Below are 23,465 nucleotides of genomic sequence, written 5' to 3' on the forward strand. Positions count from 1 at the left end.
GTGGGGGCATCCCTTCCAAGTTTCGCAGGCGAGCCTAGCGTCATCCCCGGTCCCCCGCCAGCCCTTCCCCGGCGTCTTCGGGAGAGGCTTCGGCGGGTGCAGAGGGCAGGGCGGCGCGGATCTTCGCGGCCAGGCTCGCGGCTCCTCCGGCAAGGCGCGGATCGTCCACCGCCTCGGCCAGATCGAGCAGGTGATCGAGTGCCGCCAGCTCCTCGCGGGTCAGCACCAGAGGCGGCAGGCCCACGGCCCGGCGCAGGATGTAGCCCACGCCGCGTTCGCCCTCTACCGGCACCCCATAGGCCGAGATTTCCGCCATGTCGCGCCAGATCGTGCGGGCGGAAACGCCCAGCCGCTCGGCCAGATCGCTGGCACGATGCATCTTGCCGTCGCGCAGGATGGCGATGATCTGTTGCAGCCGCTCGTCGCGGGTCATGGGGCTCTCCGATCGGGTCGCTAGAAGGGTAACGCGAGGGAGGGCAACTGACAATGAACTGTCAGTAATCTGCCCCTCAAAGCCCCGTTTGGGCGGAATCGGTCTAGGATTGAGGCCCGCATGATCCTAAAACTCGGGACCGACATAAGGCGCGGGCGGCGGGCCCGTGACCAGAGGAGAGACAACAATGCTCAACAATATCGGCCTTCCCGGCCTTCTTCTGATCGCCGTCGTGGTTCTGGTTCTTTTTGGCCGCGGCAAGATTTCCTCGCTCATGGGTGAAGTCGGCAAAGGCATCACCGCCTTCAAGAAAGGCGTGAGCGACGGCTCGAAAGAAATCGAGGACGGTACCGTCGACGAGGCACGTGACGTGACCCCGGCTGACGAAGTCCAGAAAGAAAAAGACAAGGCCTGAGCCTGATCGCATTCGGGGGTTGCGGGCGATTGCCCGTTTGCCTTTGCGTCCTCAATCGGCCGGAGGCCTGAGCACTCATGTTAGACATCGGTTGGAGCGAGCTTCTGCTGATCGGCGTCGTGGCGCTGATCGTCGTGGGGCCGAAGGATCTGCCCAAGATGTTCCACCAGCTTGGCCGCATCACTGCGAAGGCCAAGGCGATGGGGCGCGAGTTTTCGCGGGCGATGGAAGATGCGGCGAAGGATACCGGGCTCGATGAAGCCGCGGGCTCCGTGCGCGACCTGAAATCGCTGGCGTCCAAGAAATCGCTCGGGCTCGACGCGCTGGAAAAAGCGACCGACGCTTTCGAGAAATGGGAGCCGGGCCGGTCCGAGAGCGGGAAGACCTCGCTCAAGCCCGATCCCGAGGCGGAGCCGCCCAAGCCTGAGGCAGCCCAACCCGAGGCGAGCCCGGCCGAGACGGCCAAACCCGAGACATCCAAGACGGCAAGCAAGCCGGCGGCCAAGCCCGCTGCGAAGAAAGCCGCGCCGAAGACCGCAGCCAAGACTGGCGCCAAGACGACTGGCACCAAGACGGGCACTTCGACCGCCGCGAAATCCAGCGCCAAGCCGGCAACCAAGTCGAGCAGTAAACCCGCCGCGAAAACCGGTGCCAAACCGGCGGCCAAAAAGACGGCGGCGAAGAAACCCGCCGCGAAGAAGGGTGACGCATGAGCGACAATAACGAGATCGAGGAAAGCTCGGCCCCGCTGATCGAGCACCTTGCCGAACTGCGCACGCGCATCCTCTATTCGCTGGGGGCCTTCATCGTCGCGATGGTGGTCTGCTACACGGTCTGGAACCCGATCTTCAACTTCCTGACCCGTCCGGTCTGCTCGGCACTGGAATCGCGCGGCGAGCAATGCGGCCTCTACCTGATCAAGCTGCAGGAAGGCTTCTTCGTCGCGATCAACATCTCTTTCCTCGGCGGTTTTGCCCTGGCTTTCCCGATCATCGCCTATCAGATGTGGCGGTTCGTGGCGCCGGGCCTCTATCGCAACGAGAAGAACGCGTTCCTGCCCTTCCTGATCGCCTCGCCGGTGATGTTCTTCCTTGGCGCGGCGTTTGCCTATTACATCATCCTGCCGCTGGCCTTTAACTTCTTCCTCGGCTTCCAGCAGGGCGAGATCGGCGCGACTTCGGGCGCGAACGAGATGGCCGCCATCGGCTTCCAGGGTTCGGTGCAGGAATATCTCAACCTGACGATCAAGTTCGTCATGGCTTTCGGGATCTGCTTCCAGCTGCCCGTGCTGCTGTCGCTGATGGGCAAGGCGGGGCTCGTGTCCTCCGAAGGTCTCGGCAACATGCGCAAATACGCGGTGGTCGCGATCCTCGTGGTGGCGGCGATCGCCACGCCTCCGGATGTGATCTCTCAGGTCATTCTGTTCACGGTGGTTTACGGTCTCTACGAGATTTCCATCCAGCTCGTGAAACGGATCGAGAAGACCCGCGAAGCCCGGATGCGCGCCGAAGGCACCTGGATCGACCCCGACGAATGGGACGATGACGAGGACGAAGAAGACGAGAAGGACGGCAAGGCATGAGTGACGCGGCGCTGAACCGGATCGCCACGGCGCTGGAGCGGCTCTCGCCCGCTCCGCAGCCCGCGCCCGACTTCGCCTCGGCCAGCGCGTTCATCTGGCACACCTCGCCGGATCGGCTGGAGCCCGTGCCGCAGGTGAACCGCGTCGACCTCAGCCTGCTGCACGGCATCGACCGCTCGCGCGACACGCTGCTGGCCAACACGCTGCAGTTTGCGCGCGGGGCGGCGGCGAACAACGCGCTCCTCTGGGGCGCGCGCGGGATGGGGAAGAGCTCGCTCGTTAAAGCGGCCCACGCGGCGGCGGTGGCCGAAGGGCTGCCGCTCAAGCTGGTGGAGCTTGCTCGTGAAGACCTTCCCTCGGTCGGCCGTCTGCTCGCGCATCTGCGCGACGCGCCCGAGATGCGCTTCATCCTGTTCTGCGACGATCTCTCGTTCAGCCATGACGACCAGCATTACAAATCGCTCAAGGCGGTGCTGGATGGCGGGATCGAGGGCCGGCCCGCGAACGTGATCCTCTATGCCACGTCGAACCGGCGCCACCTGATGCCGCGCGACATGATCGAGAACGAACGCTCGACCGCCATCAGCCCGTCCGAGGCGGTGGAAGAGAAGGTCTCGCTGTCCGATCGGTTCGGGCTGTGGCTGGGCTTCCATCCCTGTTCGCAGGACGAATACCTCACGATGATCCGCGGCTATTGCGACAGCTACGGCGTGGAGATTTCCGACGAAGACCTGCGCGCCGAGGCCATCGAATGGCAGGCCACGCGCGGGGCGCGTTCGGGCCGCGTGGCATGGCAGTATTTCACCGATCTGGCCGGGCGGCGCGGCGTCGCGCTGTAAGCGCGTCTCTCCGCATCACTGGCGTCGCGGGCAGGGGGCTTACACCCCCAGCCGGTCGCGCAGCGCATACCACCACGACCCCGCGACCGAGTAAGGCACGCGGAAGGTGCGCCCGCCGGGGAACGGGATCCACGGCAGTTTCGCGAACGTGTCGAACCGGGTCAGATCGCCGTTGATCGCCTCCGACAGGATGCGTCCGAAAGTGTGCGAGCCGGTGACGCCGTGGCCCGAGTAGCCATGCGCGAAATAGGTGTTCTGCCCGATCCGGCCCATCTGCGGCACGCGGCTGAAGGAGAGCGCGAAATTGCCCGACCAGGCGTAGTCGATCTTGGTGCCCTTCAATTGCGGGAAGACCTTCTCGAGGTTCTTCCAGAGCTTCGCCTTGATGTCCTTGGGGTCGGCCCCGCCATAGACCGTGCCGCCGCCAAACAGCAGGCGGTTGTCGGCAGACATGCGGTAATAGTCGAGGATGTAGCGCACGTCCTCGATACAGGCGTCAGACGGCATCAACTCGTGGGCTTTCGCCTCGCCCAGAGGCTCGGTCGCCATCACCTGCGTCGAGACGGGCATCACGCGGCGCTCCAGCGTGGGCACCACATGGCCGAGATAGGCATTGCCACACAGCACCAGCGTCTTCGCGGTAATCTGGCCCTTCGCGGTCTTGATAACCGGGCGCGCGGCCTCGGTATCGACGGAGGTCACAGGCGACATCTCGTAGATCGTGCCGCCCAGTTTCTCGACTGCCGCCGCCTCGCCAAGTGCGAGATTGAGCGGATGCAGATGGCCGCCCTTATGATCAATCATCCCGCCCGCATAGAGGTCGGAATTCGCATGCTCGCGCATCTGCTCGCGGCTCAGCATCTCCTGGCTTTCGATGCCGTAGCTGCGCCAGAGCTTCCAGCGCGCTTCCAGTTCCTGCATGTGCTTGGCCGTAAGCCCCGCGAAGACATTGCCGGGCTTAAGGTCGCATTGGATGTCATAGGTCGCGACGCGCTCGCGGATGATGTCGCCGCCTTCCATCACGAGGCCGGCTACGAAATTCGCGGTGTCCTGCCCGTAGCGGCTCTCGATTACGTCGAGGCTGGCGTTCAGCCCGTTCACGACCTGACCGCCATTGCGGCCCGAGGCGCCCCAGCCGATGCGTGCGCCCTCGACGACGGTGACGCTATAGCCCTTTTCTGCCAGATGCAGCGCGGTGGACAGCCCCGAGAAGCCTGCGCCCACGACGCAGATATCCGCCTCCTGTTCACCCACCAGTTCTGCGCGCAAGGGCGCCGGATTGGCCGAAGCCGCGTAGTAGCTGCCGGTGTGGCTGCCGTCGCCCGCATAGGGATGGGTCTGATGGGTCATGTCGCGCACTCGTCTGAAAGGGGCGTTTGGCTTTCGGTGCCACGCGCGCGCGCCGAGCGCAAGCGGGGCTCAGCCCGCCCGCGTCAGCATCCCGAACAAATCGCGCGGATCGTCGGGGTCTGCCATAAGATCGAGCATCTGCGCGTAGTCGCCCCCCTTCACACGGTCGTGGATGTAGCGCAGCGCGCTGAAATCCTCGATCGCGAAGCCGACGCTATCGAACAGCGTGATCTGTTTCGCGTCGCGACGGCCCTCGGCCTCGCCGCGCATGACCTTCCACAACTCGGTCACCGGATGGTCTTCGTCGAGTGCCTGGATCTCGCCCTCGATGCGGGTCTGCGGCGGGTATTCGACGAAGATCTCCGAGCGGGTGAGGATGTCGCGGTGCAGTTCGGTCTTGCCGGGGCAGTCGCCGCCGATCGCGTTGATGTGGATGCCGGAGCCGACCATGTTGTCGGTCAGGATCGTCGCATATTGCTTGTCGGCGGTGCAGGTGGTGATGACCTGCGCGCCCTCGACGGCTTCCTCGGCCGAGCGGCATTTAGTGACGTTGAACCCCTGCGCGGTCAGGTTCTTCGCGGCCTTCTCGGTCGCCGTCGGGTCGATGTCATAGAGCCGCAGCGTGTCGATGCCGCAGATCGCACGGAAGGCCAGCGCCTGAAACTCGCATTGCGCGCCATTGCCGATCATGCCCATGACCGTCGCGCCTTTCGGGGCGAGGTATTTGCCCACCAGCGCCGAGGTGGCGGCGGTGCGCAGCGCGGTCAGCATCGTCATCTCGGTCATCAGCAGCGGATAGCCCGTCGCGACCGAGGACAGCACGCCGAAGGCGGTGACAGTCTGGTGCCCCGTGCGGCCGTTCTTGGGGTGGCCGTTGACGTATTTGAAGCCGTAATTCTCCGCGTCCGCGGTCGGCATCAGCTCAATCACGCCCTCCGCCGAGTGGCTCGCGACGCGCGGGGTCTTGTCGAAATCCGGCCAGCGGCGGAAATCTTCTTCGATATAGGCGGCGAGGTCGCGCATCACCTGTTCGGGGCCGATCTCGTTCACCAGCTTCATCATGTTGGCAACGGAAACGAAGGGCACGAAGGCCAGTTTGGAGGGGGCGAGAGGGGACATATCCATCAAAAGCTCCGTGTCATGCGGTCGAGAACGCGGCGGCCAAAGAGGCTGGCTGCGAGGTCGCAGAGCAGTTTCGCCGTGCGGCCGCGTTCGTCGAGGAAAGGGTTGAGCTCGACAATGTCGAGCGAGGTCACGAGGTCGCTGTCGCCGACCTCTTCCATGATCAGATGCGCCTCGCGGAACGTGGCGCCGCCCGGCACGGTGGTGCCCACGGCGGGCGCGATGCCGGGGTCAAGGAAATCGACGTCGAAGCTGACATGTAGAAGGCCGTTGGCTTCGCGCACGCGGTCGAGGAAGGCGCGCAGGGGCGCCAGCACGCCGGTCTCGTCGATGGCGCGCATGTCATGGACTTCCAGGCCGATCTGCTTGATGCGCGCGCGTTCCGCCGGATCGACCGAGCGGATGCCCATCATGCAGAAATTCTTCGGATCGATACTGGCTTCCAGCGGCGGGAAGGCCTCGAAATCGGGCTGGCCGGTGACATAGGCCACGGGCGTGCCATGCAGGTTGCCGCTGGTGGTGGTCTCCAGCGTGTGCAGGTCCGGGTGGGCGTCGAGCCACAGGACGAACAAGGGGCGATCTTGCGTCTTCGCGTGCCGTGCGAGGCCGCTCAGCGTGCCTGCAGCCAGCGCGTGATCGCCGCCGATGAAGATCGGGCGGTCATGGGTCTGCGCGGCATCGAAAGCCGCCTGCGAGAGCGCCTCGATCCAGGCACGGGTTTCGGCCAGATCGTGGATCGCGGGGTTCTTGTGCGGCACCGGCTCTTGCGGGGGAATCGACAGGTCGCCCAGATCATCCACCTCCCAGCCCAGCTCGGTCAGGATGTCGCCCAGCCCGGCGATGCGCAGACTGGCCGGCCCCATGATACAGCCGGGTTGCGAAGCGCCAGTTTGAATAGGCGCGCCCAGAATCGAAACTGTGCGTGTCATCGAAATCTCCCTTGTTGGTCTTAGTCTGACGAAATGGCGCAGAGGTTTCGCTTGTCAATTTGCGCAAAACGGAACTAAATTTGATCAATTCGACTAGACGATTGATCAAAACGGAGGGTAAATGCAGCTCGACGATACGGACCGCGCGATCATGGCCGCGCTGCGCGCGGATGCGCGGCTCTCGATGACCGATCTCGCGCTGCAGGTGGGGGTGTCGCGGACCACCGCGCGCGCCCGGCTGGAAGCGCTGGTCGCCTCGGGGCAGATCCGGCGCTTCACCATCGAGACAGAGACGGATGTCGAGGGGCAGGTGCGCGCGATCACGCTGGTCGAGTTGCAGGGCAAGATGTCGCGCGCGGTGATCCGGGCGCTGCACCGCATCCCGGAGGTGACGACGGTCTTCGCGACCAATGGCAACTGGGATCTGGTGGCGGAAATCCGGGCCGAGACCCTGGGCGAATTCGACCGGGCCTTGCGCGATATTCGTGAAATTCCGGGGGTGCTCAACAGCGAAAGCTGTCTGCTGCTCGCGCCTGTCGCGGGGTGAGCGGGCAGGGCGTGCGGGCGGGCCGGAACATCTCCGGCCCGCCGCGCAAGATCAGTTGAGGTAGGGCATCGGATCGACGGAATCGATCCCCTTGCGGACCTCGAAATGCAGATAGCCCTGATCGCCGGACGCGACCTTGGCGATGGTCTGGCCGCGCTTGACGCTCGCGCCTTTCTTCACCGTGATGCCGGTCACGTTGTAATAGACCGTCACCAGATTGTCGGGATGCTTGATCGCGAGGAAGGCGACATCGTCGGTGTCCTGGCTGATCAGCAGCACGGTGCCGCTCTCGGCGGCTTTCACCGCCGTCCCGGCCGAAGCCGAGATATCCACGCCGTCGTTCGAGCCCTTCTTGTAGGGTCGGATGATCGAACCCGGCACCGGCATCGCCATCTTCGACGTGTCCGACGCCTTGGTGCGATCGGTGCTCATGTCCGGAGTCTGCGTCTTGACCGGCTCGGATGCTTTCGGCGGCGTCTTCTGGGGCAGGGGCTCTGCCGCGGACGGCGGCACCGGGGTCGGCGAGCCGGTGCCCGGCGCGGTCGTGGCCGTCGCGGTCTCGACTTTCGCGGGCTGACGGCTCGACGCGACCGGGATGATCAGGACCTGACCTTCGCGCACCCGCAGATCGTTCGGCAACCCGTTCCACTCGGCCAGCGCCTTCACCGGCACCGAGTAGTAGCGCGCGATGGAATAGGCGGTCTCGCCGCGTGCGACCTTGTGGCGGATCGGCTCGGCGCTGTTTGTGGAGACCGGGGCCGAGGCCGGGGTCGGTTTGGCGGGTTGGTTCGCCTGCGATCTATCGATCGCGTTCGAGGCGAGCGAGGTGATGTCGATCGTCTCCGAGGTCAGCGCGCTGGAGTTGCCCGGCGTCGCGGAGCCGCCCGTGGTCGCGACCTTGTTGGGTAGGGCCAGGACTTCGCCCGCGTTCAGCACCGCATCGGGGGCGACCGCGTTATAGCGAGCCAGCGCGCCCGGATCGGTGCCGATCCGCTGCGCGACGGAGTTGACCGTATCGCCGCGGCGCGCCACGACGACCTGATAATTCGGGTAGGTGATGATGCCCTGATCATTCGGGCGCGGGCGATCCTGCACCGCCTGCCGGGCGGCGGCGCTCGTGTCGAGCCCGCCATTGCCATAACCGCGCATGTCCAGATCGAACCCGTTCGGGTTACAGGCGGCCAACGCCGTCAGCGCGGCTCCACCTGCCAGGATCAGCCGCAGCCGGGAAATCTTCGTTGCCATCCGCTCGTCCTCACTGTCTCTCAGACCTCTTCGGGGTCCGTTCTTACCTGCCACTTAGTCGTTTGCCACGCCCTCTACGAGGGGAACAAAGCGCACCGGACGTAATTCTTCGTAATCGAAACCCGTCTCGAGCCGGCGCACCCGGATCAGGCTTTGCACCGTGTCCGACTGGCCCACGGGCAGAACCATGATACCCCCGATCTTCAGCTGGGCCAAGAGCGGCCCGGGAGGGTCTTCCGCGGCGGCAGTCACGATGATTCGATCAAAGGGCGCCTGATCGGGCAGCCCGTGCGAGCCATCCCCGGAAATCGCGACGATATTGGTGAGCCGCAGCGCGTTGAAGACGCCTTCGGCCTCGCGCACCAGCCTGCGGTGTCGGTCCACAGTATAGACGCGGCGGGCGAGCTGGCTCAGGATCGCGGCCTGGTAACCCGAGCCGGTGCCGATCTCGAGTACGGTGTCGCGTGAACCCACATCTGCGGCTTGCGTCATCAGCCCCACGACCGAGGGCTGCGAGATCGTCTGCCCGCAGGCGATGGGCAGCGGCATGTCCTCATAGGCACGATCGGCGAAAATGCCGCGCACGAACTGGCCGCGGTCGATCCCCTCCATCGCGTGCAGCGTGCGCGCGTCGGTCACGCCCTTGGAGCGCAGTGCGAAGAGGAACCGCATCTTGCGCTCGGCCAGATCCTCTTCTGCGTCCTCGCTCATCCCAAACGGGCCTCCAGATCGGCGATCACGTCATGCGCGGTCAGATCGGCGCGCATCGGCGTGACCGAGATATAGCCGTCGAGGTTCACCGCCGCATCGGTGCCCGGCTGCGTCGGCGTGTGCTGCGGACCGCCCTTGATCCACAAGAAGCGCCGCCCCGAGGGCGCGTGATGCGCCTCGGTCGAGAAGAAGCAATCCTTGCGGAAGCCTTGGGCTGCGACCTTGTGGCCTTTTACGTCCTTGGCCAGCACCGGCGGGAAGTTGACGTTGTAGAAGACCCGGTAATCGCCGTCGTCCCAGATGCCATCATCGATCAGCTTGCGCACCAGCGCCGCGCCATGGACCCGGGCTGCCTCGAACATGTCGGGGGCGTTGAAGACCTCGGGGCCGATGAATTGCGACAGGGCGATCGCGGGCACGCCTTGCAGTGCCGCCTCCATCGCGCCGCCCAACGTGCCGGAATAGAGCGCGTTATCTGCGGAGTTGTTGCCCCGGTTCACACCCGAGAGCACCAGATCGGGCCGCTGACCTTCCAGCACGTCATACAGCCCAGCCATCACGCAATCGGCGGGGCTGCCTTCGGCTGCGAAACGGCGTTCGGCCAGTTTCGAGATCATCATCGGCCGGGTGTACGAGATGCAATGCCCGACGCCCGATTGCTCGAAAGCCGGCGCGACCGTCCAGACCTCGCCATCGGGGCCTGCAAGTTCTTCGGCGATCTCGCCCAGAACGGCCAGTCCCGGTGCGTCGATCCCGTCGTCATTGGTGATGAGAATACGCATGTTGCCCCCAGTTCGCCGTCGCGTCACCCGATGCTTACCGTGCGGCGGATGAAGGGTAAAGCGGGGGCGGGCGACAGCGCGGATGTGTCGCCAAAGCGCCGCAGCCGAAGGGCATTTCGGCGGCGCTTTGGTCGTTCTCAGAGCGTGTCGAGGATGCGCCGCGCCTCGGCGTGGCGGTCGGCCAGCGCGTCGCGATCTTCGCCGGGGAAGAACCGTCCGCGCAGCGCGGTCGCCATCGGCGCAGGCTCCGCAATCATCACGCGCGGCCCGATCTTCACGGTCTCGGCCTGCCACGAGCGCATCATCGCCATCTGCGCGGCTTTCGTAGCCCCATAGATGCCGAAGAATTTCTGCCCTGCACGCGGATCGTCGAAGGCCAGCGCGGTGCCTTCGCGCGCGAGCAGCAGCGGCTCCATCAGCCCGATCAGCTGCGCGGTCGCGGTCACGTTCACCTTGACCGAATTGGCCAGTTCCTTCGCGTCGATATGACCCGTCGGCGACAGCGGCGCGGCATGGATCGCCGTGTGCACCCAAAGATCGAGCCCACCCCAGCGCGCGCCGATCGACTGCGCGAGATGCGCCATCTGATCGGGTTCGGTCACGTCGAGCGGACCGAGCGAGGCGGTACCGCCCTTCGCCTGAATGCGGTCGTCGAGCTCTTCCAGCGCGCCGGTGGTCCGTGCGACGGCCATGACATGCCAGCCATCTGCGGCCAAAGCTTCGGCGATCGCCCCGCCAAGGCCACGCGAAGCGCCTGTGACAAGCGCCAGTTTCTTGCCCTGCGAAGGGTCTTGGGTCTGATCCGTGCTCATGGCGCGTTTCTTGCCACCACGCCCGCCGTCGCGCAAGCGTGCAGATGCACGTCCCGCGCCTTTCCCGCTGTTTTGCAGCTTGGCGCGCAGGCCGGGTTGGTCAGCTTTGCGGCGCCGCCACCCTCCTGACGGGGGGCGGCGCTACGCCTCGTCCTGAAGTCGCGCGAGAGCGGCGGCGCACATGCCCGCGCCCAGCCATTGGCATTCGGCGCAGATCGTCTGATGCACATCGGCGGGCAGGGCGGCCATCCGCTCCTGCGCCTCGCCCCATGTCAGCACATCGCCCGGCGCAATATCCAGCGCCTCGGCATGGGCCGCGTCCAGCCGGTCGATCTTCGCCTGCGCGGTGCATCCCGATCCGCGCCGCGACGGGCAGGGGCCGCAGATGTCATCCGCCGCGCCCACCACTTCGATCTCCACTGCGGCGCCCTCCGGTTGCCGCAAGCGTCCTTCGACGATCTCGGTCATATTCGCGGTGAAGCGATCCGAATATCCCTTCCCCTCGAAACCGAGCGAGCAGAGGAAATGATGCGGGCGATATGTCAGACGGTCAGCCATGTCTTCGCTCTTGGGTAAATATCCCGGGGGATGAATGGCGCAGCCAGAAGGGGGCAGCGCCCCCTTTTCCCGGGTATCAGAATAGAAAACGGGCCGGAAGGTCTCCCCTCCGGCCCGCAATGATTTGGCATACGCTCAGCGCTTGGCGATATCGACGTAATCGCGATAGGTCGCGCCGGTATAAAGCTGACGCGGGCGACCGATCTTGCCGGTCGGATCCTCGATCATCTCTTTCCACTGCGAGATCCAGCCGACGGTGCGCGAGAGCGCGAAGATCGGGGTGAACATCGAGGTCGGGAAGCCCATCGCCTCGAGGATGATGCCCGAGTAGAAGTCGACATTCGGATAGAGCTTCTTGGAGACGAAATAGTCGTCCTCCAGAGCGATCTTCTCGAGTTCCTTGGCGACCTGAAGGGTCTCGTTGTCGTGGATGCCGAGCAGGTCGAGCACCTCGTCCGCCGATTCCTTCATGACCTTCGCGCGCGGGTCGAAGTTCTTGTAGACGCGGTGGCCGAAGCCCATCAGGCGGAAGGGGTCATCCTTGTCCTTGGCGCGCTTGATGTATTCCGGGATCTGATCGACGGTGCCGATTTCGCGCAGCATCTCGAGGCAGGCCTGGTTTGCGCCGCCGTGGGCAGGGCCCCAGAGGCAGGCGATGCCGGCTGCGATACAGGCGAACGGGTTCGCGCCCGAGGAGCCTGCCAGACGCACGGTCGAGGTCGAGGCGTTCTGCTCGTGATCGGCATGGAGCGTGAAGATACGGTCCATCGCCTTCGCGAGCGCCGGCTCGATCTTGTAGTCTTCGGCCGGGACCGAGAAACACATGTGCAGGAAGTTCTCGGCGTAGCTCAGCTCGTTCTTCGGATAGACGAAGGGCTGACCGATCGAATACTTGTAGGCCATCGCGGCGATCGTCGGCAGCTTCGCGATCAGACGGATCGAAGCGACTTCGCGCTGCCACGGGTCCGAGATGTCGAGGCTGTCGTGATAGAAGGCCGAGAGCGCGCCCACGACGCCGACCATGGTCGCCATCGGGTGGCTGTCACGGCGGAAGCCCTGGAAGAACTGCTTCATCTGCTCGTGGATCATCGTGTGACGGGTCACGCGATATTCGAAATCTTCCATCTGCTGCTTGCTCGGCAGTTCCCCGTAGAGAAGCAGGTAGCACACTTCGAGATAGTGCGATTCCGAGGCGAGCTGGTCGATCGGGTAGCCGCGATACAGCAGCTCGCCCTTGCCACCATCGATGAAGGTGATCTTGGACTCGCAGGCTGCGGTCGAGGTGAAGCCCGGATCGTAGGTGAAGACGTCGGCTTGACCGTAGAGCTTGCGGATATCGAGCACGTCGGGACCAGCCGAGGGCGAGAGCACGGGAAGCTCATAGGTTTGTCCGTCAAGCGAGAGCGTGGCGGTCTTCGAGTTGTCTGCCATGTAAATTCCCTTTCATCCTCCGGCTGGGCCGCGCCGGTCTATCGCGTCCGGACAGGCGTCCGGAGAGGGCGGCCAGGCCTCAGGCCGCCTGATCGTCGAGTCGTGCCAGAGTTTCCTCTTGGCCCAAAACGAGCATCATATCGAATACGCTGGGGGTAGCCGCTCGCCCCGCCAAGGCCGCCCGCATCGGAGCAGCGACCTTCCCAAGGCCCAGTCCATGCGCTTCGGCAACCTGTCCGACGGCGGCTTCCAGGTCTTCCCGCGACCAATTAGCGCGTTGCAGCGCAAAGGTCAATTCACTCAGTATACCACGGGATACATCATCGAGCGCCTTGGCCGCTTTCTCTTCGATCTCGAGCGGGCGCTGCGTCAGAGAGAAGTGCGCCTTTTCAATAAGTTGCGGCAACATCTTCGCCGAGCCCTTTACGACGGGAAGCGTGCGCATAAGCGCAGATTTCTGTGCGTCACCCAGCGGGGGTTTTTCTGCAGCTGCGAGATAACCCTCAATTTCACGCAGCAATTCGGCCTCATCGGTGATGGCGATATGCTGACCGCAGATATTCTCGAGCTTCTTGAAATCGAGCCGCGCCGGCGCCTTGTTGATGCCGGTAATGTCGAACCATTCCTTCGCCTGATCGTCGGTGAAGAATTCGTCGTCGCCATGGCTCCAGCCGAGCCGCGCGAGGTAGTTGCGCATCCCCGTCGCCGGATAGCCCATCGCCTGATACTGCTCGAGGCCGACCGCGCCATGGCGCTTCGACAGCTTCTTGCCGTCGGGGCCGTGGATCAGCGGGATATGCGCGAAGGTGGGCACGTCCCAGCCCATCGCGCGATAGACCAACATCTGCCGCGCGGCATTGACGAGATGGTCGTCCCCGCGGATCACATGGGTCACGCCCATATCATGGTCATCGACGACAACGGCCAGCATGTAGGTGGGTGTGCCATCGGAACGTAAACAAATCATGTCATCGAGCTGATCGTTGCGGATCGTCACCTCGCCCTGCACGGCGTCGGTGATCACGGTCGTGCCTTCGCGAGGTGCTTTCAGGCGGATCACATAGGGCGCATCCGGGTGCGTCGCGGGATCGGCATCGCGCCACGGCGAGGGAAACATCTGCCCCTTGTTCGCCGGGTCCTCGCGGAAGGCCGCGATCTCTTCCTGCGTGGAGAAGCACTTGTAGGCGTGGCCCTTCTCCAGCATCTGATGGGCGACCTCGGCATGGCGCGCCGCGCCCGCAGCCTGGCTCACCACGTCGCCGTCATAATCGAGCCCCAGCCATTCGAGCCCCTGCAGGATCGCCGCCGTCGCCTCGGGGGTGGAGCGTTCGCGATCGGTATCCTCGATACGGAGCAGGAATTTGCCACCGCGCCCACGGGCATAGAGCCAGTTGAACAGGGCCGTGCGCGCACCGCCGATATGCAGATAGCCGGTGGGAGAGGGGGCGAAACGGGTGACAATCTGGTCGGACATGTCGGGACCTTTCTTCGCGGGCTCTTACCGGCCCGCGTTAACCTATCGGAAACCATCAAGCGCATAGGCTTTCTCGGCTCGATGCATAAGCAGGGACGGGGCCGAGGACAAGCATGGCGATCAATGCCGAACCCGGCGACTGGGCGCAGGCGGAGGGCGCGACGGGCGCGGGCCGCGCTCCGCGTCTGATCGCGGCGCTCTTCGGGGGGCTCTCCGATCCGCTGGGCGCGCTGGCGCGGGCGCGCGCGCAGCTTTTCCTGTGGATGCCGGTGGCGCTCGGCGTCGGGGTCGGGGCGTATTTCTCCCTCGGGGTCGAGCCGGGATGGTCTATCTACCTGACCGCACTCACAATCTGCGCGGTCTCGCTGACGCTTTGGCTGCGCGGCGCGGCGTGGTTTCGGCTGCCCGCGGCGCTGATCGCCCTCTCGGCTCTGGGGCTGATGCTCGCGGGGCTGCGCGCCCATCTCGTCGCCGCCCCGGTGCTGCAGTATCGCTACTACGGCCCCGTCAGCGGGCGGATCGTGAAGATCGATCGCGCGCGGTCGGACCTGATCCGGCTGACGCTGGACCGGGTGCGGATCGACCGGATTCCCCCCGCCAAGACCCCGGCGCGGGTGCGCGTGACGCTGCATGGCGATCAAAGTCAGTTCAGCCCCGAGCCCGGCACGCAGGTCATGCTGACGGCGAATCTCTCGCCCCCGCCGCCGCCCGCTGCGCCCCGGGGTTACGATTTTCGCCGCACCGCCTGGTTCGACCGGCTCGGCGCGATCGGCTATACTCGCGCTCCGGTGCTGCGCATCGCGCCTCCCGATCCCGGCGATTGGGCGATGGCGGCCCACCGTGCGCGGATGCGGCTTTCTGCGGCGATCCAGTCGCGGATCGCGGGCCAGCCCGGCGCGGTCGCGGCGGCTTTGATGACGGGCGATCGCTCGGGCCTCAGCGAGGCCACGCGGGAGGCGATGCGCCGCTCCAGCCTCGCCCATCTGATCGCGATTTCCGGGCTGCATATGGGGATGCTCGCGGGCTTCGTCTTCGGTCTGGTGCGCTACGGTCTGGCGCTGGCGGGGCGCCCGGCCCTGATCTGGCCTACGAAGAAACTGGCCGCCATCGCAGCGCTGATCGCGGCCAGCGGCTACCTCTGGCTCGCGGGGCCTGCTGTCTCGACCCAGCGCGCCTGGATCATGGTGTCGATCATGCTTCTCGCCGTACTGGCCGACCGCCGCGCGCTGAGCCTGCGCACTGTCGCGCTCGCCGCCTCGCTCCTGCTGATCTGGCGGCCCGAGAGCCTGACCGAACCCGGCTTCCAGATGTCCTTCGCCGCGACCACCGCGCTGATCGTGGCGCTGGGTCCGTGGACCCGCACGTCGCGGCATCTGCCGCGCCTGCTGCGCCCGGTGCTGATGCTGGTTGCGACCTCTCTGATCGCAGGCGCAGCCACCGCACCGATCGTGGCCGCGCAGTTTCACAGGCTCTCGGAATACGGGGTGCTGGCCAATCTCTTCGCGGTGCCCGCAATGGGGCTCGTGATCATGCCGATGGGCGTGCTCGCGGCGCTGCTCGCGCCCCTCGGCCTCGCTGGGCCCGCGCTTTGGGCGATGGGGCAGGGCACGGCGTGGATCTTGCGCGTGGCGGAGTGGGTGAGTGGCCTCGAGGGCTCGGTTCTCGCGATCGTCCAGCCGGGGCCGTGGGTGATCCCTTCGATTGCGCTTGGCGCGTTGGGGGGGATCCTGACGCGCGGGGCCGGGCGCAGCGCGAGCGTTGTGCTGATCCTTCTGGGCGGCGCCCTTTGGCTGCGCGCCGGGGCGGAGCGTCCGGCACTGCTGATCGCGCCCGAGGCGCAGCAGGTCGGTCTGATGACCTCGCAAGGCCGGGCGCTGTCGAAGCCGGGCGCGGGGTTCATCTCCGAGCGCTGGTTGGCTGCGGATGGCGACGAGGCCACGCTCGAAGAGGCCGCGGCGCGACCTGCTTTCTCTGGGCCGCGCGGTGCGCGGATTGCGCAGTTTAGACGCGCGCCGCTCACCCATCTCACGGGAAAATCGGCAAAAGAGGTCCTGCCTGCGATTTGCGCGAAGGGCGGCATTGTCGTGATTTCCACCGGGGTCGAAACCCCCACGGGCCCCTGCGATCTATGGGACGCCGCGCGCCTGCGCGAAACTGGTGCGGTCGCGATCAGCGCCAAGGGCGAGGTTACGACGACCGCGCAAATCAAAGGCCGCCGTCTCTGGACGCGCCCCTGATCTTCGCTCTTTCCAAATATCTCCGCCGGAGGCTCCAGCCCACGCCACCCGCGCGACATACGAAAAAGAGCGCCCCGCAGGACGCTCTTTCCCAGGAATTCACCAAATCTCAGTAGCTCCGGATCAGCCCGACGAGCCGCCCCTGCACCTTCACCTGATCGTCGCGCAGCAGCCGCGTCTCATAGGCCGGGTTCGCGGCTTCCAGCGCGATCATCCCGCTGCGCCGGTAGAAGCGTTTCAGCGTCGCCTCATGGCCCTCGACCAGCGCGACCACGATATCACCATTGTCGGCGGTGCCCTGTTCGCGGATCACCACAACATCGCCGTCGTTGATCCCGGCCTCGATCATCGAGTCGCCTTTGACCTCGAGCGCGTAATGCTCCCCACGACCGCTCAGCATGGAGCCGGGAACGGCAACATGATGCGAGACTTCCGAGATCGCCTCGATCGGGACACCGGCGGCGATCCGGCCCATCACAGGCAGTTCCAGCGCGTGAATCACGTCGACCGGCATCGCGCCGCGCGGCGGGTCGGTCTTGTCACCTTCGATCACCTGCGGCGCGAAGCTGCCAGCGCTATCGCCTGCGGGCGCGCCGAATTTCTTCTCCAGCGCCTCGGGCAGTTTCACGATCTCGATCGCGCGGGCCCGGTGGGCGAGGCGGCGGATGAAGCCACGTTCTTCCAGAGCGGTAATCAAACGGTGGATGCCGGATTTCGAGCGCAGGTCCAGCGCGTCCTTCATCTCGTCGAAAGAGGGTGGAACACCGTCCTTCATCATCCGTTTTTGAATGAATTCCAGCAATTCCAGCTGCTTGCGCGTCAGCATCCGCGACCCTCCGTTCCCCGGTCAAGGCACATGTTCAAGGATTGTTCTACCCTTGTTCACGGGGGCTGTCAACGCCCGAGGCGGGTGCGGCTCAATCCAGCGGCAGGATTTCGACCGTCTCGCCCGCCTTGCGCGGCCCGTCGCCCAAGGGCCGGATCAGCAGGCAATCGGCCTGCGACAGGAGGCTCAGCATCGCGGAGTCCTGATTGTCGAAGGGCGTGACGCGGGGCAGGGGATCGCCGGGCGCGAGGCGCGCGCGCATGTAATGGGTGCGCGGGCCGGTCGGGCCGGTATCGGTCGCGAGGATCGCCTGTTGCACGCGGCTTTCCGGCGGCAGACCCGAAAGCTTGCGCAGCATCGGGCGCAGGAACAGCTCGGCGCAGACGGTGGCCGAGACGGGGTTGCCCGGCAGGCCCAGCATCGCGGCCTCGCCGATCCGGCCCGCCATCAAGGGCTTGCCGGGGCGCATCGCGATCTTCCAGAAGCTGCGGTCGAGCCCCAGTTCCGCGGCGACCTCACCCACCAGATCATGCGCACCGACCGAGGCGCCGCCCGAGGTCACCACCAGATCGGCGCCTTTCGCGAGCTCGAACACGGTGCGCAAGCTGTCGCGGTCGTCGCGCGCGATCGGCAGCATGCGGGCCTCGGCGCCCATGCGCTCGGCCAGTGCCGCGACGATGAAGCTGTTGGAGCAGATGATCTGGTCCGGCCCCGGCTCTTCGCCCGGCATCACCAGCTCGTCGCCGGTGGCGATGATTGCGACGATGGGGCGGCGGCGCACGGTGACCGCGGCCACGTTCATCGCGGCCAGCAGGCCCAGATCGCGCGCGGTCAGCGGGCGGTCGGGGCAGAAGCTCTCGCCCTGCGCGAAGTCCTGACCCTTGGGGCGGATATTGGCGTTGCTATCAAGCTCTTGCGGCAGGGTGATCGTGTCGCCTTCACGCGTCACGTTCTCCTGCAGAACGACCACGCCATTCGGGCCCGGCACCGGTGCGCCGGTGAAGATGCGCACGGCTTGGCCCGGAGTCGGCGTGCCTTCATAGGCGCGACCGGCGGCGGCCTCGCCCTCGACGGTGAGCGTCGCGCCGGGCAGGTGGTCGGCCACGTCGATCCAGTAGCCATCCATCGCCGAGCCCGAGAACGGCGGCTGGGTCAGTTGCGCCGTGGCGGGCTCCGCCATGACGCGGCCAAGGGCGTGACGCAGGCTCACGCGCTCGGTGCCCAGCGGCTCGACCAGTGCCAGAACCTTTTCCAGCGCCTCTTCGACGGGCAACAGGCTCATGATGCGCTCCCTTCGGCCTCGTATTTGCCGGATTTCCCGCCGTCTTTCAGCACGACGCGGATACCTTCGATCTGCATGGATTTCTCGACCGCCTTGAGCATGTCATAGACCGTCAGCGCCGCCGCCGACACCGCCGTCAGCGCCTCCATCTCGACGCCGGTCTGACCCGAGGTCTTCACGGTCGCGCGAATCCGAACGCCGGGCAGCGCCTCGTCGGGCTCCAGGTCCAGCGTGACCTTGGTGATCGGCAGCGGGTGGCAGAGCGGGATCAGATCGGAGGTCTTCTTCGCGGCCATGATCCCCGCAATCCGTGCGATGCCCAGAACGTCCCCCTTCTTCGCGGTGCCCTTCAGGACATAGTCCAGCGTTTCGGGCAGCATCACCACGCGGCCCTCGGCCACGGCGATGCGGTCGGTCACCTCCTTATCGGAGACGTCGACCATATGGGCCTGACCGTCCTTGTCGAAATGCGACAGGCTCATGCGACCTCCAGAAGCGTCCGGGTGGCGCCCGCGACATCGTCCTGCCGCATCAGGCTTTCGCCGATAAGGAAGCGGCGCGCGCCGACCTCGGCCATCGCGGCCATGTCGTCGCGGGTGAAGATGCCGCTCTCGCAGACCAGATCGCGGCCTTCGGCGAGGATGCTCGGAGCAAGCTCGCGGGTCACGTCGAGCGTAACCTCGAAGGTCTTCAGGTTGCGGTTGTTCACGCCCAGAAGCGGCGATTTCAGATGCTTGAGGGCGCGTTCGGTCTCTTCCATGTCATGTACCTCGACGAGCACATCCATGCCCCAACCGAAGGCTGCGTCTTCCAGCTCGGCGGCCAGATCGTCCTCGACCGAGGCCATGATGATCAGGATGCAATCGGCGCCCCAGGCACGGGCTTCCGCGACCTGATAGGTGTCATAGAGGAAATCCTTGCGCAAAGCGGGCAGCGAGCAGGCCGCGCGCGCCGCCGACAGGAATTCCGGCGCGCCCTGGAAAGAGGGCGTGTCGGTCAGCACCGACAGGCAAGCCGCGCCGCCCTCTTCATAGGCTTTCGCGAGCGAAGGCGGGTCGAAATCGGGGCGGATCAACCCTTTCGAGGGCGACGCCTTCTTGATTTCGGCGATCAGCCCGTAGCCCGTTTCCGCCTTCGCGGTAAGGGCGTTGGCAAAACCGCGCGTGGACGCCTGCGCCTTGGCCTGAGCCTCAACTTCGCTCAGCGGGCGCGCGGCTTTGGCCGCTTTGATCTCTTCCAGCTTATAGGCTTTGATCTTGTCGAGGATCGTGCTCATCCGGCGACCTCCTGCGTGATGCGGGCGAGCGTTTCCAGCGCGGTCTTCGCCTTTCCGCTATCGATGCTCTCGGCGGCCATTTCCGCCCCGGATTTCAGGTCTGCGACCTTGTCGGCCACGACGAGCGCGGCAGCCGCGTTGAAGATCACCGCGTCGCGATAGGCAGAAGCCTCGCCATCCATCAGCGCGCGCAGGGCGGTGGCGTTCTCGGCCGCCGTGCCGCCAACCAGATCCTTGAACTTGTGCACGGGCAGGCCCGCATCCTCGGGGTGGATCTGGATCGACTCGATGCGGCCATTTTCCAGCGCGGCGACTTCGGTCGTGCCGCAAATGGTGATCTCGTCGGTCCCGTCCGAGCCATGCACCAACCATGCCTTCTCGGAGCCGAGCATCTGCAGCGTCTCGGCCATCGGGAAGATCAGGTCGGGCGCGAAAGCCCCGGTCAGCTGCCGCTTCACGCCTGCGGGGTTGGTCAGGGGGCCGAGGATGTTGAAGATCGTCTTGCAGCCCAGTTCCTGACGCACCGGCATGACGTGGCGCATCGCGGGGTGGTGGATTTGCGCCATCATGAAGCCGATCCCGGCCTCGGCCAGACCACGCTCGGTCGCCTCGGGACCGGCCATCACGTCGATGCCCAGCTCGGATTGCACATCCGCCGTGCCCGATTTCGACGAGGCCGCGCGGTTGCCATGTTTCGCGACCGGCACGCCCGCGCCCGCCACGACGAAGGCCGCAGCCGTCGAGATGTTGAGCGTGTGCATCCCGTCGCCGCCGGTGCCCACGATATCCATCGCGCCTTCGGGGGCTTTGACCGGCACGCATTTCGCACGCATCGCGGCGGCGGCGGCGGCATATTCCGACACGGATTCCCCGCGCGCCCGCAGCGCCATCAGCAAACCGCCGACCTGCGCGGGCGAGGCTTCGCCTTCGAACAGCAACTGGAATGCCATCTCGGCCTGCGCGCGGCTCAGCGGACCTTCCGACGCCGCGAAAATCAGCGGCTTCATCGCTTCGCTCATCGGTTGGCTCATGCGGGCACCTTCAGGCTGACGCCTGCCTCTGTCAGGAAATTCTTCAGCATCGCGTGGCCATGCTCGGAGGCGATGGATTCCGGGTGGAACTGGACGCCCTCGATCGGCAGCTCGCGATGGCGCAGCCCCATGATCGTGCCGTCGTCCAGCTCGGCGGTGATCTCGAGGCAGTCGGGCAGGCTATCGCGCTCCACGATCAGCGAGTGGTAGCGCGTCGCTTTCAGCGGAGAGGGCAGGCCCTTGAAGCAGCCTTTGCCCTCGTGGCGGATCTCGCCCATCTTGCCATGCACGATCTCGGAGGCGCGCACGACTTTCCCGCCAAAGGCCTGACCGATGGTCTGATGCCCCAGACAGACGCCGAACAGAGGCAGCTTCGCCTCGGCCGCGGCCATCACCAGAGGCAGGCAGATGCCCGCCTGATCGGGATCGCAGGGGCCGGGCGACAGCACGATCGCCTCCGCGCCCATGCCCATCGCCTCCTGCACGTTCAGAGCGTCGTTACGCCAGACCTTCACATCGGCGCCCAGCTCGCCAAAATAGTGCACCAAATTATAGGTGAAGCTGTCATAATTATCGATGAGCAGCAGCATGGCCGGGCCCTTTCGTTTGTTGGCCCCCGGCGTCCCCCATGCACTCAAGCGCCGATGCGCTTATCAAGGGGGGTGAACCGGGGAACGGGTCGGGCTATAGATGCTATCAGCGAAGGGTCGGGGTCAAGGGCAGTCCCCGGGAAAAGCCGCGCATCAAGAGCGGTGAAGATGGAGGCAGGCAATGATGCGATCTGTGATGAAGGGCGGACTGGCCGGTCTGCTGGTCGCGGTACTCGGTGCGGGCGTGATGTCGTTGATCTTCCCGGCGCCGAAAGAGCCCGGCGCAGAAATCAAGCTCGCCGGAAGCCCGACGCCCGAAGAACCGGCGAATGTGGACCTGCCCGCAGGCTCCGATTTCTCGCGCCCTGCGACCGATCGCACGCCCTCAATGCCGACGCCGGACGGGGCGCCGATTTCAGCGCCGACCAAGACGCCGCGCGTGTCCGAGCCGCAGCCGAGCCTCGCGCCGCCCAGTGCCGACGAAATCCAAAGCGCCGCACGCCCGGAGATGGCGACCGAGATGGCCGAGCCGCTTCCCGACGCGGACGGGGAGACCGTCGCGCTCGCCGAGCCGGTCACGCCGGAGGCAGGGGCCCAACCCGACAGCGCGCCGCCTGCCTCTTTGCAAGGCGCGCCCGCGCCCGATGCCACGCCCGAGATTGCCGCCGCGCGCGCGCCTGCGCCCGAAGCACAGCCGGAGCAGACCGCTGAAACTGCGCCCGCAGCCGAAATGCCCGCGCTGCCCGACGTGACCCTGCAGCCGCCGAAAGCGCCCGAGCAAGCGACACCGCCTGCCGATGAGGGAAACACGATTGTGGCGGCGAGCGAGATGCCCGCACTGCCTGAGGCCGAGATCACGCCCCCCGAAGCGCAGCCTCAAGCGGCCCCGTCGCTCGGTGAGATGCCCGCGGCGGATCAGTTGCCGCCCGAGGGCGAGGGGATCGACACTGCGCAGGCGGACAAACCCGAGATATCGAACGACCCGACCGCAAGCCCGGACCTGCCCGCCGGGCGCGCTCTGCCGCAAGGCGGAGATGCGGCCCCGATCAAGCCGCGCATCTTTTCGTTGCAAGACGCCCCGTCGCTGCCGGGCAAAGCGATGGGCGGGTTCAAATCCGCGCCCGGCGTGGTGGTGGATCGCCTGCCGCAAGTAACGCCTTCGACCGCGCCTGCGCCGGGGGAGGGCCCTGACGCGCAGTCTGCGCAGGACATGCCCGAGGTCGCCGCGGTCGATGCGGCCGATCTGAACCCGATCCGGAAATTCGCAGCCCCCGCACCGATCAGCGACAAGCCGCAAATATCGCTGGTGCTGATCGATCCGGGCGTGACGGCTGGCGGGCTCGACCCGGCGACGATCACGGCGAGCGATCTGCCGATGACCATCGCGATCGATCCGACCCGCGAAGGCGCGGCTGACGATGCGAAAGCCTTCCGCGCGGCGGGGTTCGAGGTCGCGATCCTTGCCGCCGGACTGCCCGCGAACGCCGCGCCCGAAGATGTCGAGGTGGCGCTGGAGGCCTGGCGTCACGTGATCCCCGAGGCGGTCGCCGTCGTGGAGCCGCCGCAGCCGCAATTCCAGAACAACCGCCCGCTTGCGCGCCAGATGATCTCGGCGCTCAGCCGCGGCGGGCTGGGTGTTGTTACCCAGAAGAAGGGCTTCGACAGCGCCAACCAGATCGCGACCTCCGCCGATCTGCCGCGCGCTCAGGTCTGGCGCGTGATCGATGACGGGCGCGAGAAGGCTGCCGTGATCTCGCGGATGCTGGCGCGCGCCGATTTCGAGGCGGAGCGCAACGGCTCGGTCGTGGTGATGCTTTCGGCCTGGCCGGAGTCGGTTCAGGGGATTGAGGACTGGTATGTCGATGCGCAAAACAAGGTGACGCTGACCCCGGTTTCTGCGCTGGCGCTGGATAGCGTGGTGGCTGGCGCTCCTGAAGCGGAGCCGGAAATGGAAAACGCGGGCCAGTAAGCCCGCGTTCTCAAAGCTTGGGAA

General features: G+C 65.9%; 24 protein-coding genes. 7 read left to right on the forward strand and 17 right to left on the reverse strand.

Translation table 11 applies throughout. The features are described from left to right. Window positions 1-40: 40 nt before the first annotated feature. The gene (locus BMI85_RS14000; protein ID WP_078601715.1) at window positions 41-433 is read right to left on the reverse strand and encodes an HTH domain-containing protein; all 393 of its coding nucleotides are present in this window, start codon (window positions 431-433) and stop codon (window positions 41-43) included. 187 nt (window positions 434-620) lie between these two features. On the opposite strand from BMI85_RS14000, the gene BMI85_RS14005 reads away from it, so the two are divergent. From BMI85_RS14005 to BMI85_RS14020, 4 genes are all read left to right on the forward strand, one after another. After that, entirely contained in the window at window positions 621-848 is a 228-nt protein-coding gene (locus tag BMI85_RS14005) for a twin-arginine translocase TatA/TatE family subunit (RefSeq protein WP_078520142.1), read from the forward strand. A 77-nt stretch (window positions 849-925) separates the two neighbouring features. After that, window positions 926-1,561 (forward strand): Sec-independent protein translocase protein TatB, encoded by a 636-nt coding sequence (gene tatB, locus BMI85_RS14010; RefSeq protein ID WP_078601716.1) that lies wholly within the window; start codon window positions 926-928, stop codon window positions 1,559-1,561. Next, entirely contained in the window at window positions 1,558-2,430 is an 873-nt protein-coding gene (gene tatC, locus BMI85_RS14015; protein WP_078601717.1) for a twin-arginine translocase subunit TatC, read from the forward strand. The genes tatB and tatC overlap by 4 nt, the downstream gene beginning before the upstream one ends. Continuing rightward, window positions 2,427-3,269: an ATP-binding protein gene (locus BMI85_RS14020; protein WP_078601718.1), complete on the forward strand. Its 843-nt coding sequence runs from the start codon at window positions 2,427-2,429 to the stop codon at window positions 3,267-3,269. Before tatC ends, BMI85_RS14020 begins: the two co-directional genes overlap by 4 nt. 39 nt (window positions 3,270-3,308) lie before the next feature. Here the strand turns inward: BMI85_RS14020 and BMI85_RS14025 are convergent, their stop codons facing one another. The 3 genes from BMI85_RS14025 to rocF all read right to left on the reverse strand — a co-directional run bounded on the left by BMI85_RS14025 (window position 3,309) and on the right by rocF (window position 6,670). Continuing rightward, window positions 3,309-4,619, reverse strand: coding sequence for an FAD-binding oxidoreductase (locus BMI85_RS14025; RefSeq protein ID WP_078520138.1), 1,311 nt, complete (start codon window positions 4,617-4,619; stop codon window positions 3,309-3,311). A gap of 69 nt (window positions 4,620-4,688) precedes the next feature. After that, complete coding sequence (locus tag BMI85_RS14030) at window positions 4,689-5,738, reverse strand: ornithine cyclodeaminase (RefSeq protein ID WP_078549719.1); 1,050 nt, start codon at window positions 5,736-5,738, stop codon at window positions 4,689-4,691. Window positions 5,739-5,743: 5 nt separating this feature from the next. Further along, window positions 5,744-6,670, reverse strand: coding sequence for an arginase (rocF, locus tag BMI85_RS14035; protein ID WP_078547787.1), 927 nt, complete (start codon window positions 6,668-6,670; stop codon window positions 5,744-5,746). Window positions 6,671-6,791: 121 nt separating this feature from the next. Here rocF and BMI85_RS14040 point away from each other — a divergent pair, with 121 nt between their 5' ends. Then, window positions 6,792-7,217, forward strand: a complete 426-nt coding sequence (locus BMI85_RS14040) for an Lrp/AsnC family transcriptional regulator (protein WP_078520136.1) — start codon at window positions 6,792-6,794, stop codon at window positions 7,215-7,217. Between the two features lie 51 nt (window positions 7,218-7,268). Here BMI85_RS14040 and BMI85_RS14045 read toward each other — a convergent pair whose 3' ends face one another. The 7 genes from BMI85_RS14045 to gltX all read right to left on the reverse strand — a co-directional run bounded on the left by BMI85_RS14045 (window position 7,269) and on the right by gltX (window position 14,230). Further along, window positions 7,269-8,462, reverse strand: a complete 1,194-nt coding sequence (locus BMI85_RS14045) for a LysM peptidoglycan-binding domain-containing protein (RefSeq protein ID WP_078601719.1) — start codon at window positions 8,460-8,462, stop codon at window positions 7,269-7,271. 54 nt (window positions 8,463-8,516) lie between these two features. Then, window positions 8,517-9,173, reverse strand: a complete 657-nt coding sequence (locus BMI85_RS14050) for a protein-L-isoaspartate(D-aspartate) O-methyltransferase (protein ID WP_078520134.1) — start codon at window positions 9,171-9,173, stop codon at window positions 8,517-8,519. Then, window positions 9,170-9,955, reverse strand: coding sequence for a 5'/3'-nucleotidase SurE (gene surE / locus BMI85_RS14055; RefSeq protein WP_078601720.1), 786 nt, complete (start codon window positions 9,953-9,955; stop codon window positions 9,170-9,172). The genes BMI85_RS14050 and surE overlap by 4 nt, the downstream gene beginning before the upstream one ends. 137 nt (window positions 9,956-10,092) lie before the next feature. After that, the gene (locus tag BMI85_RS14060) at window positions 10,093-10,767 is read right to left on the reverse strand and encodes an SDR family oxidoreductase (RefSeq protein WP_078601721.1); all 675 of its coding nucleotides are present in this window, start codon (window positions 10,765-10,767) and stop codon (window positions 10,093-10,095) included. Window positions 10,768-10,908: 141 nt separating this feature from the next. Further along, entirely contained in the window at window positions 10,909-11,325 is a 417-nt protein-coding gene (locus tag BMI85_RS14065) for a DUF1284 domain-containing protein (RefSeq protein ID WP_078601722.1), read from the reverse strand. Between the two features lie 135 nt (window positions 11,326-11,460). Next, the gene (gltA, locus tag BMI85_RS14070; RefSeq protein WP_078520131.1) at window positions 11,461-12,756 is read right to left on the reverse strand and encodes a citrate synthase; all 1,296 of its coding nucleotides are present in this window, start codon (window positions 12,754-12,756) and stop codon (window positions 11,461-11,463) included. A gap of 79 nt (window positions 12,757-12,835) precedes the next feature. Further along, a complete protein-coding gene (gene gltX, locus BMI85_RS14075) occupies window positions 12,836-14,230 on the reverse strand; it encodes a glutamate--tRNA ligase (RefSeq protein WP_078601723.1) in 1,395 nt (464 codons plus the stop codon). A 113-nt stretch (window positions 14,231-14,343) separates the two neighbouring features. Between gltX and BMI85_RS14080 the strand changes: the two genes are divergently transcribed. Beyond that, complete coding sequence (locus BMI85_RS14080; RefSeq protein WP_078601724.1) at window positions 14,344-16,467, forward strand: ComEC/Rec2 family competence protein; 2,124 nt, start codon at window positions 14,344-14,346, stop codon at window positions 16,465-16,467. Between the two features lie 109 nt (window positions 16,468-16,576). On the opposite strand, the gene lexA is transcribed toward BMI85_RS14080, so the two are convergent. The 6 genes from lexA to BMI85_RS14110 all read right to left on the reverse strand — a co-directional run bounded on the left by lexA (window position 16,577) and on the right by BMI85_RS14110 (window position 21,472). After that, window positions 16,577-17,293, reverse strand: coding sequence for a transcriptional repressor LexA (gene lexA / locus BMI85_RS14085; protein WP_078547774.1), 717 nt, complete (start codon window positions 17,291-17,293; stop codon window positions 16,577-16,579). Between the two features lie 91 nt (window positions 17,294-17,384). Continuing rightward, entirely contained in the window at window positions 17,385-18,569 is a 1,185-nt protein-coding gene (gene glp, locus BMI85_RS14090) for a gephyrin-like molybdotransferase Glp (RefSeq protein ID WP_078601880.1), read from the reverse strand. A 2-nt stretch (window positions 18,570-18,571) separates the two neighbouring features. Continuing rightward, window positions 18,572-19,057 (reverse strand): cyclic pyranopterin monophosphate synthase MoaC, encoded by a 486-nt coding sequence (gene moaC / locus BMI85_RS14095; RefSeq protein WP_078520127.1) that lies wholly within the window; start codon window positions 19,055-19,057, stop codon window positions 18,572-18,574. Further along, window positions 19,054-19,851: an indole-3-glycerol phosphate synthase TrpC gene (gene trpC, locus BMI85_RS14100; protein WP_078601725.1), complete on the reverse strand. Its 798-nt coding sequence runs from the start codon at window positions 19,849-19,851 to the stop codon at window positions 19,054-19,056. The genes moaC and trpC overlap by 4 nt, the downstream gene beginning before the upstream one ends. Next, window positions 19,848-20,870 carry an anthranilate phosphoribosyltransferase gene (gene trpD, locus BMI85_RS14105; RefSeq protein ID WP_078542893.1) on the reverse strand — a complete coding sequence of 341 codons (1,023 nt, stop codon included), beginning with the start codon at window positions 20,868-20,870 and terminating at the stop codon, window positions 19,848-19,850. The genes trpC and trpD overlap by 4 nt, the downstream gene beginning before the upstream one ends. A gap of 8 nt (window positions 20,871-20,878) precedes the next feature. Further along, window positions 20,879-21,472: an aminodeoxychorismate/anthranilate synthase component II gene (locus BMI85_RS14110; RefSeq protein ID WP_078601726.1), complete on the reverse strand. Its 594-nt coding sequence runs from the start codon at window positions 21,470-21,472 to the stop codon at window positions 20,879-20,881. Window positions 21,473-21,653: 181 nt separating this feature from the next. On the opposite strand from BMI85_RS14110, the gene BMI85_RS14115 reads away from it, so the two are divergent. Further along, window positions 21,654-23,441 carry a divergent polysaccharide deacetylase family protein gene (locus BMI85_RS14115; RefSeq protein WP_078601727.1) on the forward strand — a complete coding sequence of 596 codons (1,788 nt, stop codon included), beginning with the start codon at window positions 21,654-21,656 and terminating at the stop codon, window positions 23,439-23,441. Window positions 23,442-23,465: the final 24 nt, after the last annotated feature.

This window comes from Thioclava sp. DLFJ4-1, from assembly GCF_002020145.1.
GTDB lineage: Bacteria > Pseudomonadota > Alphaproteobacteria > Rhodobacterales > Rhodobacteraceae > Thioclava > Thioclava sediminum.

Bases quoted from the DNA above. Each gene is read 5' to 3' on its own strand.
- BMI85_RS14040 (WP_078520136.1), top strand. From the start codon at position 6,792: ATGCAGCTCGACGATACGGACCGCGCGATCATGGCCGCGCTGCGCGCG.
- lexA (WP_078547774.1), bottom strand. From the start codon at position 17,293: ATGCTGACGCGCAAGCAGCTGGAATTGCTGGAATTCATTCAAAAACGG.
- BMI85_RS14050 (WP_078520134.1), bottom strand. From the start codon at position 9,173: ATGAGCGAGGACGCAGAAGAGGATCTGGCCGAGCGCAAGATGCGGTTC.
- trpC (WP_078601725.1), bottom strand. From the start codon at position 19,851: ATGAGCACGATCCTCGACAAGATCAAAGCCTATAAGCTGGAAGAGATC.
- BMI85_RS14020 (WP_078601718.1), top strand. From the start codon at position 2,427: ATGAGTGACGCGGCGCTGAACCGGATCGCCACGGCGCTGGAGCGGCTC.
- BMI85_RS14065 (WP_078601722.1), bottom strand. From the start codon at position 11,325: ATGGCTGACCGTCTGACATATCGCCCGCATCATTTCCTCTGCTCGCTC.
- BMI85_RS14060 (WP_078601721.1), bottom strand. From the start codon at position 10,767: ATGAGCACGGATCAGACCCAAGACCCTTCGCAGGGCAAGAAACTGGCG.
- gltA (WP_078520131.1), bottom strand. From the start codon at position 12,756: ATGGCAGACAACTCGAAGACCGCCACGCTCTCGCTTGACGGACAAACC.
- BMI85_RS14115 (WP_078601727.1), top strand. From the start codon at position 21,654: ATGATGCGATCTGTGATGAAGGGCGGACTGGCCGGTCTGCTGGTCGCG.
- BMI85_RS14000 (WP_078601715.1), bottom strand. From the start codon at position 433: ATGACCCGCGACGAGCGGCTGCAACAGATCATCGCCATCCTGCGCGAC.
- tatB (WP_078601716.1), top strand. From the start codon at position 926: ATGTTAGACATCGGTTGGAGCGAGCTTCTGCTGATCGGCGTCGTGGCG.
- BMI85_RS14080 (WP_078601724.1), top strand. From the start codon at position 14,344: ATGGCGATCAATGCCGAACCCGGCGACTGGGCGCAGGCGGAGGGCGCG.
- BMI85_RS14025 (WP_078520138.1), bottom strand. From the start codon at position 4,619: ATGACCCATCAGACCCATCCCTATGCGGGCGACGGCAGCCACACCGGC.
- BMI85_RS14045 (WP_078601719.1), bottom strand. From the start codon at position 8,462: ATGGCAACGAAGATTTCCCGGCTGCGGCTGATCCTGGCAGGTGGAGCC.
- surE (WP_078601720.1), bottom strand. From the start codon at position 9,955: ATGCGTATTCTCATCACCAATGACGACGGGATCGACGCACCGGGACTG.
- gltX (WP_078601723.1), bottom strand. From the start codon at position 14,230: ATGTCCGACCAGATTGTCACCCGTTTCGCCCCCTCTCCCACCGGCTAT.
- BMI85_RS14005 (WP_078520142.1), top strand. From the start codon at position 621: ATGCTCAACAATATCGGCCTTCCCGGCCTTCTTCTGATCGCCGTCGTG.
- rocF (WP_078547787.1), bottom strand. From the start codon at position 6,670: ATGACACGCACAGTTTCGATTCTGGGCGCGCCTATTCAAACTGGCGCT.
- BMI85_RS14110 (WP_078601726.1), bottom strand. From the start codon at position 21,472: ATGCTGCTGCTCATCGATAATTATGACAGCTTCACCTATAATTTGGTG.
- tatC (WP_078601717.1), top strand. From the start codon at position 1,558: ATGAGCGACAATAACGAGATCGAGGAAAGCTCGGCCCCGCTGATCGAG.
- BMI85_RS14030 (WP_078549719.1), bottom strand. From the start codon at position 5,738: ATGTCCCCTCTCGCCCCCTCCAAACTGGCCTTCGTGCCCTTCGTTTCC.
- trpD (WP_078542893.1), bottom strand. From the start codon at position 20,870: ATGAGCGAAGCGATGAAGCCGCTGATTTTCGCGGCGTCGGAAGGTCCG.
- moaC (WP_078520127.1), bottom strand. From the start codon at position 19,057: ATGAGCCTGTCGCATTTCGACAAGGACGGTCAGGCCCATATGGTCGAC.